14 protein-coding genes are annotated in these 15,863 nt (G+C 51.5%); 6 read left to right on the top strand and 8 right to left on the bottom strand.

Annotated elements, in window-relative coordinates; genetic code table 11:
• Nucleotides 1-3: 3 nt before the first annotated feature.
• The 4 genes from AR688_RS00620 to nagZ form a co-directional block, all read right to left on the bottom strand.
• Nucleotides 4-1,167, bottom strand: a complete 1,164-nt coding sequence (locus AR688_RS00620) for a Gfo/Idh/MocA family protein (RefSeq protein WP_068227790.1) — start codon at nucleotides 1,165-1,167, stop codon at nucleotides 4-6.
• Nucleotides 1,168-1,238: 71 nt separating this feature from the next.
• Nucleotides 1,239-2,474 carry a nucleoside permease gene (locus AR688_RS00615; protein WP_231731872.1) on the bottom strand — a complete coding sequence of 412 codons (1,236 nt, stop codon included), beginning with the start codon at nucleotides 2,472-2,474 and terminating at the stop codon, nucleotides 1,239-1,241.
• A gap of 116 nt (nucleotides 2,475-2,590) precedes the next feature.
• Nucleotides 2,591-3,784 (bottom strand): acyltransferase family protein, encoded by a 1,194-nt coding sequence (locus tag AR688_RS00610; protein ID WP_068227788.1) that lies wholly within the window; start codon nucleotides 3,782-3,784, stop codon nucleotides 2,591-2,593.
• 4 nt (nucleotides 3,785-3,788) lie between these two features.
• Nucleotides 3,789-5,663, bottom strand: a complete 1,875-nt coding sequence (gene nagZ, locus AR688_RS00605; RefSeq protein ID WP_068227786.1) for a beta-N-acetylhexosaminidase — start codon at nucleotides 5,661-5,663, stop codon at nucleotides 3,789-3,791.
• A 171-nt stretch (nucleotides 5,664-5,834) separates the two neighbouring features.
• Here nagZ and AR688_RS00600 point away from each other — a divergent pair, with 171 nt between their 5' ends.
• From AR688_RS00600 to AR688_RS00585, 4 genes are read left to right on the top strand one after another with little or no spacing between them, the layout of a single operon-like run.
• Nucleotides 5,835-7,406, top strand: coding sequence for a sodium:solute symporter (locus AR688_RS00600; protein WP_068227784.1), 1,572 nt, complete (start codon nucleotides 5,835-5,837; stop codon nucleotides 7,404-7,406).
• Nucleotides 7,406-8,296: a BadF/BadG/BcrA/BcrD ATPase family protein gene (locus tag AR688_RS00595; protein ID WP_068227782.1), complete on the top strand. Its 891-nt coding sequence runs from the start codon at nucleotides 7,406-7,408 to the stop codon at nucleotides 8,294-8,296. Before AR688_RS00600 ends, AR688_RS00595 begins: the two co-directional genes overlap by 1 nt.
• Nucleotides 8,286-9,221, top strand: coding sequence for an N-acetylmuramic acid 6-phosphate etherase (murQ, locus tag AR688_RS00590; protein WP_068227779.1), 936 nt, complete (start codon nucleotides 8,286-8,288; stop codon nucleotides 9,219-9,221). The genes AR688_RS00595 and murQ overlap by 11 nt, the downstream gene beginning before the upstream one ends.
• Nucleotides 9,218-10,402: an exo-beta-N-acetylmuramidase NamZ family protein gene (locus AR688_RS00585; RefSeq protein ID WP_068227777.1), complete on the top strand. Its 1,185-nt coding sequence runs from the start codon at nucleotides 9,218-9,220 to the stop codon at nucleotides 10,400-10,402. The genes murQ and AR688_RS00585 overlap by 4 nt, the downstream gene beginning before the upstream one ends.
• A 3-nt stretch (nucleotides 10,403-10,405) precedes the next feature.
• Here AR688_RS00585 and AR688_RS00580 read toward each other — a convergent pair whose 3' ends face one another.
• The 3 genes from AR688_RS00580 to AR688_RS00570 all read right to left on the bottom strand — a co-directional run bounded on the left by AR688_RS00580 (nucleotide 10,406) and on the right by AR688_RS00570 (nucleotide 12,553).
• Nucleotides 10,406-11,143, bottom strand: coding sequence for a substrate-binding periplasmic protein (locus AR688_RS00580; protein ID WP_068227774.1), 738 nt, complete (start codon nucleotides 11,141-11,143; stop codon nucleotides 10,406-10,408).
• Nucleotides 11,144-11,146: 3 nt separating this feature from the next.
• Nucleotides 11,147-11,572, bottom strand: coding sequence for a copper resistance protein NlpE (locus AR688_RS00575; RefSeq protein ID WP_197412069.1), 426 nt, complete (start codon nucleotides 11,570-11,572; stop codon nucleotides 11,147-11,149).
• Between the two features lie 291 nt (nucleotides 11,573-11,863).
• Nucleotides 11,864-12,553 (bottom strand): pirin family protein, encoded by a 690-nt coding sequence (locus AR688_RS00570; RefSeq protein WP_068227769.1) that lies wholly within the window; start codon nucleotides 12,551-12,553, stop codon nucleotides 11,864-11,866.
• Nucleotides 12,554-12,730: 177 nt separating this feature from the next.
• On the opposite strand from AR688_RS00570, the gene AR688_RS00565 reads away from it, so the two are divergent.
• The gene (locus AR688_RS00565) at nucleotides 12,731-13,276 is read left to right on the top strand and encodes an NADPH-dependent FMN reductase (protein ID WP_068227766.1); all 546 of its coding nucleotides are present in this window, start codon (nucleotides 12,731-12,733) and stop codon (nucleotides 13,274-13,276) included.
• Between the two features lie 130 nt (nucleotides 13,277-13,406).
• Nucleotides 13,407-14,333, top strand: coding sequence for an alpha/beta hydrolase (locus AR688_RS00560; protein ID WP_068227763.1), 927 nt, complete (start codon nucleotides 13,407-13,409; stop codon nucleotides 14,331-14,333).
• A 28-nt stretch (nucleotides 14,334-14,361) separates the two neighbouring features.
• Here AR688_RS00560 and AR688_RS00555 read toward each other — a convergent pair whose 3' ends face one another.
• Nucleotides 14,362-15,846, bottom strand: a complete 1,485-nt coding sequence (locus AR688_RS00555; protein ID WP_068227760.1) for a phosphoesterase — start codon at nucleotides 15,844-15,846, stop codon at nucleotides 14,362-14,364.
• Between the last annotated feature and the right edge of the window lie 17 nt (nucleotides 15,847-15,863).

Genomic DNA, 15,863 nt, shown 5'->3' with positions numbered 1-15,863 from the left:
TTATTATCCTGTAAAAGTGTATTGCCCGGCGATGCTCACCCAAGCTGTATTTTGCCTGCTGCTTACCACCGCGGCCTGCACAAAGGCCATGCCGCGCACCGCCTGCTCAATACCTGCTGCGAGGTTGCTGGTTGTCGGTTGGCGTAACGCCAGCGCAAAGTCACGATAAATATTGGCAAAAGCCTCCAGATAGCCCTCGGGGTGCCCCGCTGGCGTGCGGCACCAGGCCCGTACCTGCTCAGCCAGATAGGCTTTATCCGTGCCCGCCTGCCAGGTTTGCTGCGGCTGCCCGCGCAGTTGCACTATCAGTTGATCCGGCTGCTCCTGCTGCCAACTGAGCGAACCCAGCTCGCCATACACACTAATTTGCAAACCATTACCCATGCCGGCACAGACCTGGCTGGCCAGCAAGGTGCCGCGGGCACCATTATTAAAGCGCAGTAAGGCGCTACCATCATCGTCCAGCTGCCGGCCGTCTATCACTGTGGCCAGATCGGCGCACAGCTCTGTTACCTCAAGCACACTGATAAACTCCGCCAGCTGAAAAGCGTGGGTACCAATATCAGCAAAGCAACCACTGACGCCGGAGCGGGCCGGATCTAAGCGCCACTGCGCCTGAGCACTGCCATCGCTGTCGGTTTTGTTTGCCAACCAGCCCTGCGGATAGCTAACAGCAACACGACGCACCGCACCTAAATGGCCCTGCTGCACTAATAATCTGGCTTGTAGTGCCATCGGGTAAGCAGCATAAGTGTGGGTTAAACCATAATGCAGGCCCGTTTGCTGCACCAGCGCCTGTAATTGCAGCGCTTCGTCTAATGACAAGGTTGCAGGTTTGTCAGACAACACATGAAAACCGGCCAGCAAGGCTGCTTTAGCCACCGGGAAATGCAGATGATTCGGCGTCACTATAGTAACAAACTCTATCCGTTGCTCTGGCGGCAGCTGGGCTTCTGCAGCAAACAACTGCTGATAGGAATCATAGCAACGCGCTGTGCTGATACCTAGCTGTGCCGCCATAGCGGCGCTGCGCTCAGCCTTACTGCTAAAGCAGCCCGCTACCAGCTCGATCTGATTATCCAGCCGGGCAGCAATGCGGTGTATAGCACCGATAAAAGCGCCTTCTCCGCCACCTACCATCGCCATTCTAACTTTTGTTTGTGCCATTACCACCCCTTGAAACCGGTTACAACACCGAAAAGATTTTACGCTGTTTTACTGTAGCAGCACCGTTGCGGCTAAACCGGCAATCGGCGCTGCTTTGGAAAGCTTAATACAAATACCACTAATACCAGCGCCGCTATACCAGCCGGAATTAACCAAATTTGCCACCACTGGTAACCGCTGTCCAGGTGATGTAAATCGGTGATATAACCGGCCAGGCGGAACCCCAGCAACATACCTACGCCATAGGTTGCCAGTGTGATCAGCCCTTGTGCCGCCGCTTTTATCTCACGGCCGGCTTTTTGCTCGGTGTAAATCTGGCCGCTGACAAAGAAAAAGTCATAACAAATACCGTGCAGCAAAATACCAAAAAACAGCATCCATAACTGCTCGCCGCTGTTGCCATAGGCAAACAGCACATAACGTAGCACCCAGGCCAGCATACCTACCAGCAAGGTGGCTTTAATGCCGTAACGGCGCAAAAATAACGGTAGCAATAACATAAAGGCAATTTCAGACATCTGCCCTAGTGACATTTTTGCCGCTGCGCCGCTGATGCCCAAATCGTTCAGATACAGGTTGGCATTCTGATAATAAAACGCCAGCGGAATACAGATCAGTACCGAGGCCAGAAAAAATACCAGATAAGCCCTATCTTTTAGTAAAGCCAGCGCATCCAGCCCTAATAGCTGCCGTATGGTAGGCCGCTGCTGCGTGGCCTGCGGCGGTGTGTCGGGCAAAGTCAGGCTAAACACGCCAAGCGCTAACGATGCACCGGCCGCCAGCATAAAGGTAAACTGCAACTTCTGGCTGCCTTCCCAGCCAAACCAGCCAATCAACAACCCGGCGGTGATCCAGCCGACAGTGCCTAACACACGGATATGAGCAAACTGCGCGGTTTTTTCTGCCAACTGGCGAAAGCTAATGGCATTAACCAGCGCCAGCGTGGGCATATACACCACCATATACAACAAAATATAGGGGTAAAAGCTGCTAAAACTGCCACTGTAGGCCGCACTGAACAGCAAAGCAGCACCTACCAGATGCAACAACGCCAGAATTTTCTGTGCGGCAAAGTAACGGTCGGCAATCAGGCCAATAATAAAAGGCGCGATAATGGCGCCGATAGACTGCGTTTCATACGCCATGCCCATTTGCGCACCGGAGGCAGAGAAACGCTGTGACAGATAGGTGCCCATGGTAACAAACCAGGCGCCCCAGATAAAAAACTGCAGAAACATCATTAGCGACAATTTAAGTCGGATGCTGATAGGCATGGCGGTGTTTTTCCCTGTTGATTTTATTGTCATTGGTGGCGGCTAGCTCTGCTGGCTAGCATACTTTTTATCCACAACAGAAATAACTGTAACCGGTTACACCAAAAATTACAAGCTGGCACACAGCAGAAAAAATCGCCGCTAGCTACTTAAACTTTAAAGATATAACCGCGTTTATAACACCAGTGCATTAACAGGTAGGAAAGCAGCAAAAAGCTAAGCGCAAAAGCCAGTGAGCCATTGTAGTCGCCAAACAGTGGCTGATACACAGTGCTGAATAACCAGCCGTGTAAAGAGGTATCGCCGACAGATATCATCATCAGTATGCGCGCCGCCACTCCGGCAAACATAAAAAACAAAATGGCATTGGCACCAAACACTACAAAAGGTGCGCTCCAGCGCCGCCAGCGTTTAACATCACATAACCACAGGCAGGCCGCCAGTGCGATAGCGCAGTAACCACTGCTTAGCAGCACAAAACTTGGGGTCCACAGGCTTTTATTAATCGGCAGGCCCATATGCCACAGTTCGGCCAGCCATACTGCCACTACGCCGAATAACAATAAGCCACGAATTTTTTGCACCAGGCTGCGCTCGCTTTGCAGATACTGCGCCATTAACACTCCGGCTAAACAACTGCTGATCGCCGGTAAGGTAGACCAAAGCCCCTCCGGATCAAAGGCAAACGGCATGGCGCTGCGGTAATACACATGGCTGGCGCCCAGCACAGCATGATCCAGCCAGGCGGCAAAACTGTTGCCAAATTCCAGCAAACCACGGAACTGATTGCCCTGCGCATCCTGATACGGCAGATACAACATGCCCACCAGATATAAAGCACAAAGGCCTATTAGCCAGCCGATACGGCCACGGGTACCGCAATACAGCACAATAAGCACGGTAAAAAAGTACACCAGGCCAATGCGTTGCAATACCCCCAGCCAGCGCAGCGTAAGCAGTTTCTGCTCAATATAGTTGTAAGCCGGGTCGCGGAAATTGTAATAAAACAGCGCTAAAAACAACCCCAGAACAAACAGCTTTATGCTGCGCACTGCGGCATGTTTTATCACAGCAATATTGCCACTGCTGTTTTGACGCTGCAGGCTTAGCTGCAGCGACATACCGACAATAACAATAAAAAACGGGAAGATCAGATCAGTTACCGTCCAGCCATGCCACTGCGCATGCAGCAACGGGCTGTAAACATGGTTCCAGCTGCCGGGGTTGTTAACCAGTATCATAGCGGTAATCGTTAGCCCGCGTAGCGCATCAAGCGCCAGCAGGCGCTTGGCCGGTAACACAGAAAGTATTGCTTCGGCGTAACGCTGATACCAGTTAAACATAGTGTTAATACCCGCTAACAGTAACTGGCAGCTTACCGGTTAAACGGTATTGGCCAAGTAAAGCCTGAGCCAGCGCTTCATATACCGCATTCCCGGCACCCATAGCGGTTGGCTGCTCTGAAGTGTTATAGGCATAGCTTGCCAGCACTACGTCGGCATACTGGCCATAACGGCTAATATCATAAGGCGCACGCAGGCTTAAAAACACGTGTGGTTTTTTCTTCGCTTTAATCTGCGGCAGTAACGTTTCAAATTGCAGGCTTTGGCGCTCATAAGCGGCAGCTATATTGGCAATGCCGGTTAAATCGTCCATGCCGCCAATATCGGCCAGGCTTTGCATAGGCGCAATAAAGCCACTGATCACCAGATCAGCGGCGCCAATTTGTGCACTGGCTTTGGCTAAATCGGTTTGTTGCAGGCTAATGCTGTCGATCACGAAATGATCGTTGCTGTAATGCTGCAGCGCGGCAGCTAAGGCCTGAGCTTTGGTTTGATCCGGCATAATCAGCAACAGTTTTTTTGTATCGCTGAGTTTAAATGGCCAATAAGACGTAGCCGGCTTTACCTGTGTTATCGCCGCTTTGGCTAATGCCAGCTCGCTTTGCCGGTGTGCAGCACTACCAAGCAGTTTGCCGGCCAGTTTGGTTTGTTCAGCAGCCGATTTAACCGCCGGCAATAAAGGATACTGCTGCTTTAATGCCACTATGCGCTGATAAGATTCTGCCAGTTCAGTTTTGGCAATATCGCCTTTGTTTACCGCGGCTTCGAGCTCATTAAGCAGTGCTGCCAGCGCTTTTAGCTCGCCCGGGTGTTGCAACTTTACCGGCATCAGGGCGATATCGGCACCGGCGGCAAAGGTTTGTACTACCGCTTCAGTGTGGGTAAAAAATTTGCTGATACCGGCCATATCCAAAGCATCAGTCACTATCACGCCTTTGTAGCCCATTTCCTGGCGCAGTACGTCATGCAAAATGGTGCGCGACAGCGTGGCCGGTTTCAGCATTTCTTCGCCGTTTTTGGAAACAAAGGTGCTGCTGTCCAGCGCCGGAAATTGAATATGCGCCGTCATTATCATACCGGGAGTTTGCTGCTTAATAATGTGCGCAAACGGATATAAATCTACCTGACGGATTTGCTCGCTGCTGTGCTCTACCCGTGGCAAGCCTAAATGGCTGTCTACTTCAGTATCGCCATGGCCGGGGAAATGCTTTAGCGCTGCTATCATGCCGCGCTGCTGCATGGCACTGGTCATGGCATTACCCAGTTCAGCCACTTGCTGCGGGTTTTCGCCAAAAGCCCGTACGTTAATCACCGGGTTTTGCGGATTAACGTTAACATCTATTGTCGGGGCAAAGTTAACGTTAATACCCAGTGCCAGTAATTCATCTGCCAGCACCTTACCTACTTCAGTGGCAAACGTAGTGCCGTGTTCAGCATAAGTTGCACCTATGGCCATATTACCGGCAAAGGACGTAGCTAAGCTGCGTGGCAGGCGCGCTACCCGGCCGCCTTCCTGATCGATACTGATAAACAACGGTAATTTAAGTTTTGATGCGGCCGCAGCACTTTGTAAATCACGGTTAAGCTGCACGGTTTGGCCGACATCGGCCAGGTTTTCGGCAAACAGGATCACTCCGCCAATATCATAATCGCGCACCAGCGTGGCAAGCTCAGGTGGCAGTTTTGTCATCGCTGTACGGCACTGACCATTTATCGGCGCTTGTTCGCAATAGTAGCGCAGGTCCAGCATCAGTTTTTGCCCCAGCATTTGTTTTACACTGGCAGCAGGCGTAGCAGATTTAACCGGCATAGCGGCAGCCGACAGAGTAAAGCTGCAGGCACTGAGCAGCAGTAACGAAGCACGGGTCAAGCATGACATAGAGTTCCCAAGAGATAAAACAACCACGGCGGTATCCTGTTATTTTGGCAAAAGCTGCAGGCAGTACAACAAAAATAAATTATTCATTCAAGTAAAATTTAAATGAATACTTTACCCACCCACTATACATTATGGTATGGTTAAGTACTTTTTCACTGTTAAGAGCCGCGCATGCAACTGACATTACTGGACTGGACGGTATTTTTTGGCTACTTCGCCATACTGGCACTGACGGGCTGGTATGTAAACCGGCGCAAGGCCGGCAACAGTAATGACTACTTTTTAGCAGCTAACAGCATGCCGGTATGGGTGGTGGCAGTGTCGGTGCTGGCCACTTCGCAATCGGCAGCCACCTTTCTTGGCGGCCCTGATATGGGCTTTCGCGGTAACTTAAGCTATATCGCCACCAATATTGGTGCCCTTATTGCCACCTTTATCGTGATTAAATTTTTACTGCCGCGCTACTATCAGCTTAAAGTCACCACCGTGTATGAGCTGTTAGAACAGCGCTTTGGTGCCAGTGCCAAAGATCACGCCGGTAAAATGTATTTGTTTGGCCGGGTGTTTGCCAGCGGCGCGCGGCTTTATATGGCGGCCATAGCCGTAGCCATGTTGCTGTTTAATGATATTCAGGCCAGCAGCGTGCTGGCGGCCGTGGTGTTGCTGGCTTTAATTGGCCTGGCCTGCACCGTTGCCGGCGGTATCCGCTCGGTTATTTATACCGACGCGCTGCAATGCGGCGTTTATGTGCTCGCAGCGTTGCTGGTGCTGGGTTACCTGTATCACAGCATAGGGCTGGATTTACCCACACTGATACAGGCGCTTAGCTCGCCGGCAGAGGGCGGCCCGTCTAAATTATTACTGTTCGACTGGCGGTTTGATGTCAGCTCTGACGGGGTATTTAATATGTGGTCGGCATTAACCGGTTTTATTTTGCTGAATATTGCCGCTTTTGGTTTAGATCAGGATATGACGCAACGCGTGCTTACCTGCAAAGACAGTAAAGCCGGTGCCAGAGCGCTGCTAAGCTCGGCACTGATGGTGATCCCCACTATGCTGGTGTTTATCCTGATTGGCTTTTTGTTGTATATCTTTTATCAACGGCCAGATTTATACCAGCCGGCACAGGGCTTTGCCGACAGTTTCGGTGGGGAAAAAGTCACGGTATTTATGTACTACGTATTAAATGAAATGCCATCGGGCCTGCGCGGCCTGGTAGTGGTGGGCGTAATAGCGGCGGCGTTATCCACTATTACCTCGGGCTTAAATTCTATGTCTTCAGTGCTGGTAGCCGATATGTATAAACCCTGGCGGTTAAAGCGCCAGCCGGCAACAGAGGATCGGCATTTTGTCCGCGCGGGCCAGTTGGGTATGTTGTTTACCGCTATTACGCTGTCGGCCATGGCTATTCTGTGTTTTTACTGGCAGCAGTATTCTGATATGCCTTTGCTGGCGTTTGCACTTAGCGTAATGGTGTTTTCTTACAGCGGTCTGCTGGGGGTGTTTTTTACTGCATTATTCAGCAAACGCGGCAACCGCTACTCGGTAACCGCGGCACTGTTAAGCGGATTTTGCGTGACCCTGCTATTGCAACCTTATATTCTGCACCAACTTAGCTCGCAACTGGCGGCACTCGACTTAGGTTTTACCTGGCAACTGTGTATCGGCACTCTGGTGGCAACACTGGTGTGCCTGGCCGGCAAACCGGTTAGGCAGCACACTGCCATGGAAGGAGTTAATTAATGTGGATTTTGGCAGTTGATGGTGGCGGCAGTAAAACGCTGGCCCGCCTGACCAATACCAGCACCGGCCAGCACTGGCAGCAACAGGGCGGCCCGGCCTCACTGACGAATGATTTTTCGTTGGCACTGAGTAATATTAATTTACTCAGTGCCAACCTGTGCCAGCAAGCCGGTGTAAGCAGCCAGCAAGTAGTGGCAGTAATGGGGCTGGCCGGTGCAGGCAACCCGCAGCAACATCAGCAGGCTTGCCAGCAGTTGGCCCGGCATTATGCGTGTTTTTTACTGACCACCGATGCTAAAACCTCATTGTATGGCGCTAATCTGGGCCGGCCGGTGCTGGTAGTTGCGCTCGGTACAGGCTCGGTTGCTATGCGCCTGTTGGCCGACGGCACTGAGCAACAGGTCGGCGGCTGGGGCTTTAATATTGGCGATGAAGGCGGTGGTGCCTGGTTAGGTAAGCAGGCGGTACGCGAACTGCTATGGCAGGTAGACAGCCTGGCCGGTATTAAAAGCCCGTTATTGCAGGCCGTGGCACAACAAATTGGCGATGATGCCACTGTGTTGCTGCCCTGGCTGAAAACCGCCAGCCCGAATGATTATGCGGCTTTGGCGCCACTGGTGTTTAATTATGCCGGGCGCTGTGACATTGCCGACACGCTGTTACAACGCCACAGTACAGCGGTGCACCAGCTGCTGTGGAGCGCCCGCGAGCAATTTGAACTGCCGGTAGTATTGTTAGGCGGTCTGGCCGATATTACCGCCCCGCTGCTAAGTACCGAGTGCCGCGCTTTGCTGCAACCGGCGCGCGGCAGCGCACTGGATGGTGCTTATATTCTTGCAACACAACTGACAAACTCTTTACCCCTTTCAGGAAACGGCGATGACAAATAACCAACAGGATTCTTTACTACAACAACTGGATGCCATGAGCTCAGAAGCACGCAATCCCGACAGTTGGGATATCGATTTGTTGTCGAGCCTGGAAATCGTAAAACGCATTAACGCTGAAGATCAAACCGTGGCGCAAAGTATTGCCAGTTGCCTCGGACAGGTTGCAGCAGTGGCCGATCGCATTGTAGAAGCCTTTGATGCCGGTGGCCGTCTGGTGTATTTGGGTGCTGGCACCAGTGGCCGCCTGGGTATTCTCGATGCAGTAGAATGCCCGCCAACCTACAGCGTGCCATCTTCACAAGTAGTGGCGTTAATTGCCGGTGGTAATGGCGCCGTATACAAAGCGGTAGAAGGTGCTGAAGATAACCCGCAACTGGCCGTAGAAGATTTACAAGGTATAAAGCTGCAGCCCAACGATATTCTGGTCGGTATTGCCGCCAGCGGCCGCACACCTTATGTGCTGGGCGGCCTGGCCTATGCCCGCAGTATCGGCTGTTTTACCGCAGCCATCAGCTGCAACGCCAATGCACCGGTGCTAAGCGCGGCAGACATCGGCATTGGTGCTGTGGTCGGGCCGGAAGTGGTTACCGGTTCTACCCGGATGAAAGCCGGTACAGCACAAAAGCTGATTTTAAATATGCTCACCACCACGGCCATGATCCGCAGCGGCAAGGTGTATCAGAACCTGATGGTAGATTTACACGCCAGCAACGAAAAGCTGGTGGCGCGTGCAGTACGTATTGTTATGCAGGCCACCGACTGCGCACCAGAAATCGCGCGTGAAGCGTTAAAAGCCGCCGATATGAGCGCCAAACTGGCTATTTTGCATATTCTCAGCGGCCAGAACATTGAACACTGCCGCCAGCAATTGCAGCAACAACATGGCTTTATCCGTAAAGTACTCCAGCAAGGTACCGCACAATGAAACCACTACTGTTACTGCTGCTAAGCTGTTGTCTGCTGGCCTGCCAGCCAGATGCAGATCGTTCTGGCGCGCAGCAGCAGGCAGAAGCTGAGCTGCAAACCGGTGCCGAGCAGTTGCAACAGTACCTGCCGCTGCTGCAGGGCAAGCGTGTTGGTGTGCTGGTAAACCAAACGTCGTTGGTAGGCGGGCAACATCTGGTTGATGTACTGCTGGCCAACAAGGTGAATATTGTCAGTATTTTTGCGCCTGAGCATGGCTTTCGCGGCGATTATGACGCCGGCGCCAGTGTAAAAAACAGCACCGATAGCAAAACCGGTTTACCACTGCTGTCGTTATACGGTGCCAGCAAAAAGCCGTCAGCCCAGCAAATGCAGCAACTGGATATCGTTATTTTTGATATTCAGGATGTCGGTGTGCGCTACTACACCTATATCAGTTCTATGCACTATATGATGGAGGCCGCAGCCGAGTACAACGTCGCCATGCTGGTGCTGGACCGGCCAAACCCGAACGGCGCTTATGTAGACGGCCCGGTGCTGGACAGCGCCTTTCAGTCTTTTGTTGGTATGCATCCTATTCCGCTGCTGCACGGTATGACAGTGGCCGAGCTGGCACAGATGATTAAAGGCGAGCGCTGGATTACCAACGCTGATAAATTGCAACTGCATGTGGTGCCGCTAAGCGGTTATCAGCGCAGCCAACCTTATTCGTTACCAGTAAAACCCAGCCCGAACCTGCCCAATGATCAGGCCATAGCGCTGTATCCATCACTGGGCTTTTTTGAAGCCACGCCACTGAGTATCGGCCGTGGCACGGAATTTCCGTTTCAGGTAATTGGTTATGACAAATTTGGCCCATCTGGCTTTCAGTTTATGCCAGTATCCACGCCCGGTGCTGCGTTAACGCCCCCGTTGATGGATAAAGTACTGTTAGGCGAAGATTTACGTCAGGCCAAAGCACAAGGGCTGAATTTACAGTACCTGTTGCAATGGCATGCGTTATTTAAGCAGCACAATGAAGTGTTTTTTACCTCGGCCAACTTTATGGACAAACTGGCCGGCACTGATCAGTTACGCCTGCAAATTGAACAGGGGCAAACCGAACAGCAAATCCGTGCCAGCTGGCAAAGCGCACTGCAGCAGTTTAAACAGCAGCGCCAGCCTTATTTACTGTATCCATAAGCCTTAATTAAGATGGCGCAATACCGCTTGTTGCACCGCGCCACTTTGCTGTTGCTGCAAAATAAACTGGTTGAGTGCCGGTAATAACGCCCGCCATTTAGGGTGCAGGCACAAACTGATACTGGCTTTGGCAACGGCCTGCTCTAACGGGTATAGCGTGGCTTGCTGCGACTGCTGCTGCATTAGCCAGCGCGCAATAATGTCGTTCATATAGGCTAAGTCGCAACGTTCATTCAGCAACATCTTTAGCTGCGCTTCCTGGCTGGAAGCATCTACCCTGATAAAGCCCTGCTGGCTGAAATACGGCTCAAGCTCAGGGTATATATAATGCTCACGGGTACAGATCCGCAGTTGGCGCGCCGTCGTTAAATCCATTACCGCATCTTCAGGGTTTAAACTAAACAGGTAATCGTCGTAACTAAGTACCGCTTCTGAAAATATCAATGCATCAGGCTGGCTTAGCCAGGCGGGGTTAACAAACATCGCATCAATATCGCCCTGATATAACGCCTGCTCGGCGCGCAGTGGGTTATTAAAAACATAGCGGCTGGTTATTTTCTGCTGGCGGAAGAAAGGCTCGAACAACTCAGGCAAAATACCGCTTACCTGCTCTGAGCGCCCGTTAAGATAAATAAAAGGTGGAAACTGAGGGTGATGAATAATCAGTTTTCCTGTCTTTGGCTGTGCTATTGCCACGTCAATACTTAATACTGCAAACAGTAATAACAGCCCAAACTTCATTCTTTACTCCGTTAATTTCTGCAGGCGATAGCGTGCTGCCAACTCACCTTCAATGCGCTTTCCTTGCTTATCAAGCATAAATAACTGATTTTCCGCAACAAAAAACTGTACTGGCTGCTCAGCTTCCAACAAAATGGTGCTACCGATGTCACTCCAGTTAAACACCCCCTGCTCAGTAAATACCTGTGCAGATTTGCCTACATACACCCGTTCCAGCTGATAGCTGCCATCGGCATGTAACGTTACCGTGGTATTAATGGCCTCGCAGTCAGCGCAGGGCAACATGCCCTGATAAGTACCCGCCCAATCCAGGCTGGTACGCGCATTGTGTGTAGTATCGGCCGGCTGTGTGACATTTTGCGCAGGTTCGCTATTGTCCGTCTGCTTAGCGGCATTATCACAACCTGCAACCAGCAGTATTGCGGCCATTACTGCCAAACCTTTAGTTAAATTTCTAGTCAAACTCTGCTTTAACATTAATGTGTTCCTAATGTGTTAGGCAATGTTGACCGCCAGCATATAACTTAGCTAATCAACAGCGCTTTACCAGTACTAAAACGCAATATTGCACTACTCAGGCTTTATAGCGGCTGAATAATCAACACAAAAGGGATATGCATCATCATGTTATTGTTAGAGGCCAATAACAAAAATAAATGGCTTGCTCACTGCAGAATAAAACAATGAGCAAGCCAGGCTGGTGGTTAAATAACTAACGGTTTAAGGCAGGTCGAAAATCAGCGCCTTGGCGGCGTTGGTGGCAGTAAGTTGCAGCGCAGTTTGCTCACTGATCTTTATACCGTCACCGCGTTGCAGTTTATGCCCGGCTATGTCCAGCTCACCGGTTATCAGGTGAATATACACTTTGCGGCCAGGCGCAATATCCAGTTGTTGCTGTGCCGCTGTTGGCAAAATCAGCTGATATAACAGTGCATCCTGCAGCACGGTTAAACTGCCATCACGGCCATCCGGTGATAATATCAGCGTGAGGCCCGGCTGTTGGCCAAAGTCTTTTTGCTGATAACCCGGCTCGCCGCCAAACTGGTTTGGCTGCAACCATATTTGCAAAAAGGTCAGCTCGTCGTGCTTACTGGCATTAAACTCGCTGTGGTAAATACCTTTACCGGCGCTCATCAGCTGAAACTCGCCGGCGGGCAATATTTCGGTATTACCGGCCGAGTCTTTGTGCGCAATCTGGCCTGTCAGCACCAGGCTGAGAATTTCCATATCTTTATGGCCGTGGGTATCAAACCCGGCACCGGGCGCCACCCGGTCGTCGTTAATTACCCTTAGTGCCGAAAAACCCATCTGCGCCGGATCATAGTAACTGCCAAACGAAAATGTATGCTGGCTTTGTAACCAGCCAAAATCGGCTTTACCGCGTTCTGCTGCGTAACGTATATCAAACATTGTCTTTCTCCCGCTTATGTCTTTAGTTGGGCCTAGCTTATCGCCGACACCCTGGCGACAAAAGCGGAATAATTTGGACTCAATATTCAGTTTTTTTGAACCAAAGCCTGGCAATGCCACCATAAGCTACACTAACGTTGAACGACACCACTAAAACACTTACTTACGGAGCTGATTATGAGTATTAATGTGCTGGCCATTTGCGGCAGTTTACGGGCGAAATCCACTAACCGCGGGCTGTTGCGTTATGCCCAGGCGCACGCGCCTGACGGCATGAAAATTCATCTGGCCGATCTGCTGGAAGTACCGTTTTACAATGCTGATCTGGCCGAAAAACCCGCCGCAGTAAAACAGCTGTTAAAACAAATTGCCGAAGCCGATGCCTTGCTGTTTGGCTGCCCGGAATACAATTACTCGCTGGCTCCGGCACTGAAAAACGCCATTGACTGGGCCTCGCGCGAGCCAGACAACCAGCTGTTAACTGGCAAACCTGTCGCCATTATGGGCTCCGGCGGCGGCATGGGCACCAGCCGGGCGCAATACCATCTGCGTCAGGTATGTGTGTATGTGAATTTGCATCCATTAAACCAACCCGAGGTATTTGCCAACGCCTTTACCGGCAGCTTTGACAACGATGGCAATCTGACCGATGAAAAAATACAGGGCATGGTGCGCAAGCAACTGGACGCACTTGCCAAATGGCAACAACAACTGGCGCGTTAACCCATTCCGGCCCGGCTAAACTAAGCTAAGCGCAGGGCCGGTTTTGCTATCTGCTTTATTTTCAGCTGTAGGTTGTTTGGTGGCTTTGGGCTAAAATAAGTCACCTTCAACTGCTGTCTGCTCTGCCGCCATGAAACTTCTTGCGCTGTTATTATTTATTTTAAGTTGCTCTGCTTTTGCCAAACTGCCCAAAGTCAGCTCGGGCAGTATTGAGCGGCTGGAAAACTATCATTCTGAGTTTGTACCGCCACGCCACATTGATATCTGGCTGCCAGAAGGCTACAACGGCAAGCAAAAGTACGCCGTAGTGTATATGCATGACGGCCAGATGCTGTTTGACGGCAGCAACAGCTGGAACCAGCAGGAATGGCGGGTAGATGAAGCCGCCGCCAAACTGATAGCAGCAGGTAAAACCCGGCCCTTTATTGTGGTCGGTATTTTTAACGCCGGCCCGCACCGGCACAGTGAATATTTTCCGCAGCAACCGTTTATGGCCTTAACGGCAGAGCAACAGCAGGCGTTGTATCAACATAACCAGGCGCAGCAAGCCCCGCTGTTTAGCCAGCCGGTGTACTCAGACAACTATCTTAAGTTTTTGGTGCAGGAGCTAAAACCCTATATCGACAGCCGTTATGCCGTGCATACCGATGCCGCCAATACGTTTGTTATGGGCTCCAGCATGGGTGGGTTAATTTCGCTGTATGCCATTAGCGAATACCCACAGGTATTTGGCGGTGCGGCCTGCTTATCTACCCATTGGCCCGGCAGCTTTGCGCAACAGGACAACCCGGTACCGGCACAGTTTTTTGCCTATATGCGCAACAAATTACCCGAGGCCGGTAAGCACAAACTGTATTTTGACTATGGCACTGCTACGCTGGATGCCTGGTACCCGCCGCTGCAGGCTCAGGCCGATGCCATTATTGCCAGCAAAGGTTACAACAATGCCAACTGGCAAACACTGCGTTTTGACGGCGCCGAACACAGCGAAAACGCCTGGGCAGAGCGCTTGCACCTGCCACTGACCTTTTTGCTGGGTAGCACCGCAGCCAAATAACACTGCTGTGTTTGGCAGCGAAAGCTGGCTACTGCCCTGCCGTGCGCAGCTGAATAAACACCGGGTTACTGTAAAACCATAAGTCATGCCAGGGGTTTTCGCCTCTGGCATCGGCTTCGGGTTCAAGCTCATCTTTGTTATTAGTGCCACGCAGGCGCAGGTAACCGCTTTGGCTGACTTTACCCAGCACCAGCTCAAACTCGCTGTAGCCGTGTTTAGTTTGCCAGTCGCCAGCGTAAAAACGTTTTGTTACTTTGGTATCAGGCGCTTCATCGCTACTGCGGTTTTGCACCGGCCCGCTAATGACACCTTGTATTACATCTACCCGCTGCACCTGCGGCTTAAAACCGCCGCCATTAGGGCTATCAGGATCGCTGAATCGTACACGTAGTACTAACTCATCTTCAGCCGACACCAGCAGAGTCTCGCCTAAGGTGGCCTTTTTATCTGTATTTTTTACCACCACGTCAACATAGAGGGCGTCAATTAAATCGCCGGTGGTGACAAACATATTGCCGGCTTTTAGCGCGGCAAAAATACTCTGGTAGTCTTTTTCCGCATAAACATAGGTTTTAGCATACTGCCCTGGCCAGAAATCGGCCCAGCCATCGGTGTAATGGCCATGACTGTCTGACACTCCTGTTACCCACCAGCGCCGGCCTTCGCTAAGCAGGCTGTCCCATACACCGCCTAAGCGTGCTGTCATTTGATCATAGCCACCCATAGTCGGGTAATGCGGGTATTCGGCGCGAATAGCACTGGCATCGATACTGCCATCCGGGTTTAATGTGGCGGCCTGATGGCCTTCAGCGCCGGTCATGCCAATTACCACATCCGGCGCAGTATCTTGCCAGTCGCGCAATTGTTGCGGGGTAATTTTATGATACTGGCGAAAGCCGGTGGCTAAACGCGAAGGATGATTTGCCAGCAGTAAAGGTTTATCCGGCAGCGCATCCATCGCCTTAAGCGCCAATAGCATAAAAGCATCTTCGGCCTTTTCCGGCCCCGGCGGTACACCCTGGCGGCCATTGTAGCGGTGTTCTATCTGGTACAGCTGCTGCGCTTCAGTTGCGCTGTACGGCATAATAAAACTGGCATGGCGGCCACCGGGGCTGTTGCCCGGCACGTCAAACTCCATACCATAAAATTGCAAAATATGCGGCAAGGCTTTGCGCGACGCCAACAGCTCCGGATAGGCTTGCTCCAGCGCTAATTTGGCGCGGTTCGGGCCGCCGTGGTCTGTTATTACCATCCAGCTTAAGCCATAGTGCGCCGCCATTTGCGCATTCAACGGAATAGAATATTTCGCATCACCGCCAATAATCGGCGCCGGCGGGAATACCGAGCTATCCCACTTTACGCTGTAATGGGTGTGCACATGGTGATCACCGGCCAGCCAGCGCTTACCGTCATCCGGCTTTTTAACCTGAGGCATCTGCTGGCAAGACGCCAGCGCCAACAAAAACAGACCACATAAGCCCTTGTACTTATTACTAAAACAATAACGCTTCACTCAAATCGCCTTTCTGT

Origin of the sequence: Rheinheimera sp. EpRS3, assembly GCF_001513785.1 — a bacterium.
In the GTDB taxonomy this organism is placed as follows: Bacteria; Pseudomonadota; Gammaproteobacteria; order Enterobacterales; family Alteromonadaceae; genus Alishewanella.
Note: the sequence above shows the minus strand (reverse complement) of the source record. Positions and strands in the feature narration are given on the sequence as shown.